Source organism: Ferroglobus sp., assembly GCF_015521575.1.
GTDB lineage: Archaea > Halobacteriota > Archaeoglobi > Archaeoglobales > Archaeoglobaceae > Ferroglobus.
This window is the reverse complement of record NZ_WANY01000017.1, coordinates 1-2498: the sequence shown is the minus strand read 5'-3', so window position 1 is coordinate 2498 and position 2498 is coordinate 1. Positions and strand designations below refer to the sequence as shown.

The window sequence follows — 2498 nt, the reverse complement described above, 5'->3', positions numbered from 1 at the left end:
CTCTATTCTTTTCTCCTTCAACGTGAAATAGAGAAGTAAGAGTAGTACTGGAAAGGAAGCAACATACACAAGTTCTGACAGCACCACGATAATTTCAACGAAAGGGAAATGCTCGGGCAATTCAGCTGCAAGAAGCCAGAACGCAATCACATAGATCATAAGTAATCCAACTCTATTTAAGTCGAAATTTTCCACATTAAATTCCATAATTTTTATAGCCCTAATTACGGCAAAAACGTGAGCAAAAATCAAAATTGGGAGAACTGCAGAAACGTAAACAAACATATTTGGTAAGCTCAAGCTCAATTTTTCTCCAGCTATATCTGACATCAGTTCAAAAAACTCCACCACGGAGATAATGGTGAACGAAATGCAGATCATTAACAGATATGAGGTCAAAAAAGACCAGAGATGCCTTTCCGACGCTTTTAGCTTAGAGTAATTTAAAAGCTCAATAGAATATATCAATGACAATATTAAGCAAATAATAGAAAATCCCGTACCTATTAGTATTAAATTCATCAAGTTTTTTATTCTATTTTGCCCTTAAATTATTTTCCCATTTCACCTACCAACTTGCAAAATCGTAACACAGCAAAAGTTAAATAATCGCTGAGCTTCAACTCCTATCTATGGGGACGGTAAAGCCCGCTTACATTAAAAATATAGCGATGGAGCTTCTCAAAAAGTATGGTGAACTGTTCACTGGAGACTTCGATCACAACAAGAAGCTTGTGGCTGAGTTGACGAACATAAAGAGTAAGAGGGTAAGGAACAGGGTTGCGGGATACATAACAAGAAAAGTTAACAGAGGGTGGGTAAATGTTTGAAGGGGTAATTCCTGCTCTGGTTACCCCTTTTAAAGAGAACTTCGAAGTCGACTTCGAAGGAATCGCCAAGAACCTCGATTACCTTGAAAAGTACGTTGATGCAGTAGTTCCAGCTGGAACGACGGGAGAAGCGGCAACGCTAAGCCATGAAGAGCACGTCGAGGTAATAAAATACGTCTGCGAAGTAGCCAAAAAGCCAGTTATAGCTGGAGCTGGATCTAATTCTACAAGAGAAGCTTTATTCTTGGCTAAAGAGGCTGAAAAGGCTGGTGCAGATGCGGTTATGCTCGTAACACCCTACTACAACAAGCCAAACGCTGAGGGATTGTACAGGCATTACAAAGCTGTAGCTGATGAGGTGTCCATCCCTATTCTCGTTTACAACGTTCCAAGCAGAACGGGAATAAACACAACTCCAGATGTTGTGGAAAAGCTCGCGAGCATAGAGAGAGTTGTGGGAATTAAGGAGGCAAGTGGGAACTTAAAGCAGGTGGCTGAAATAATAAGAAGACTTGGAGACAAGTTCATCGTTCTGTCGGGAGACGACTTCATGACCTTGCCGATACTGCTCCTTGGAGGAAAGGGAGTTATAAGCGTAGCAGCGAACGTTGCTCCAAAGCTGATGAAGGAGATGTACGAGGCTTTCAAGTCCGGAAACGTTGAAAAAGCAAGGGAATTACATTACAAGCTCATGCCACTGTTTGATGCCCTCTTCATCGACACGAACCCAATCCCCGTGAAGAAAGCCCTTGAACTCATGGGGCTTCCGGCGGGGAAGCCAAGAATGCCGCTTGTCGAATTAAGCGAAGAGAAGACTGAAAAGCTCAAAAAAGTTCTTGAAAGTTTGCAGTTAATCTAACAAGCTTCTTTCTATCTCCCTAACAGATTTCGCTCCAGTTAGAACCATAATTCTCTTAAGTTCCTCCCCTATAACACTCAAAAGCTTTCTCACACCGCTTTCTATCGCTAAAGCGTAAATTACCGGTCTTCCAATTAGGACGAAATCAGCTCCGTAAGCGAGAGCTTTGAAAACATCGGTTCCATACCTGAATCCGCTGTCAACACCAGTTGTTACCATCTTCTCTATATTATCGAGAACTTCGAGGGGAGAAACTGCTGAATCTAAAACTCTCCCTCCGTGGTTAGAGATGACTACAGCGTCGCTAAAATTCGACGCTAAGTAATAATCCTTTTCGCTGAGAACTCCCTTAACTATGAAAGGTAGCTTCGTCGTCGAAGCCAGATCCTCAAGCTCTCTCCTGCTTAACGGCTTAGTTCCTCCATAGGAAAGAACGTTATGCTTAACTTTCACTCCCGCCGCTGAGTCGATGTCTATTCCGACTGCAAAAGCTTTCGTCTTTTCTGCCCTTTCTATTTCCTCGTATATTTTCCTTCTATCCTCAAGGGGTTTGATTATCCACACGAAGGGTTTCCCGAATTTTTCAACCTCATCCTGTATCGGATAACCTATCCACGGAACGACACCAACTTCCCAAGCCTCCTTTATTATTCTCTCGAAACACCTTTCATCAACAGCCTTCACGAGTCCAGAAAGCGGAGCAGGCATTACGGGAAGGGAAATCTTTTTCCCGAGAAACTCCGTCTCAAGTTCAACATCCTCAACATCATTTATTACATTCATTCTAATCCCTATGGAATCCAAAAACT

Annotated in this window: 4 protein-coding genes; 2 read left to right on the top strand and 2 right to left on the bottom strand. The window is 42.3% G+C overall.

Going from position 1 to position 2498, the window contains the following annotated elements; all coding sequences use genetic code 11:
* The coding region (locus F7C14_RS00760) for a hypothetical protein (protein ID WP_290898659.1) at window positions 1–285 on the bottom strand (285 nt) is incomplete at its 3' end.
* Between the two features lie 347 nt (window positions 286–632).
* Here F7C14_RS00760 and F7C14_RS00755 point away from each other — a divergent pair.
* Window positions 633–830: a 30S ribosomal protein S17e gene (locus F7C14_RS00755; protein WP_290898656.1), complete on the top strand. Its 198-nt coding sequence runs from the start codon at window positions 633–635 to the stop codon at window positions 828–830.
* A complete protein-coding gene (gene dapA, locus F7C14_RS00750) occupies window positions 823–1689 on the top strand; it encodes a 4-hydroxy-tetrahydrodipicolinate synthase (RefSeq protein ID WP_290898653.1) in 867 nt (288 codons plus the stop codon). The genes F7C14_RS00755 and dapA overlap by 8 nt, the downstream gene beginning before the upstream one ends.
* Here dapA and F7C14_RS00745 read toward each other — a convergent pair.
* Window positions 1681–2498: alpha-hydroxy acid oxidase (locus F7C14_RS00745; protein ID WP_290898651.1), on the bottom strand; the 818-nt coding region annotated here is incomplete at its 5' end. The genes dapA and F7C14_RS00745 overlap by 9 nt on opposite strands.

Coding starts and splice junctions, on each gene's coding strand:
- F7C14_RS00755 (WP_290898656.1), top strand. CDS start 633: ATGGGGACGGTAAAGCCCGCTTACATTAAAAATATAGCGATGGAGCTT.
- dapA (WP_290898653.1), top strand. CDS start 823: ATGTTTGAAGGGGTAATTCCTGCTCTGGTTACCCCTTTTAAAGAGAAC.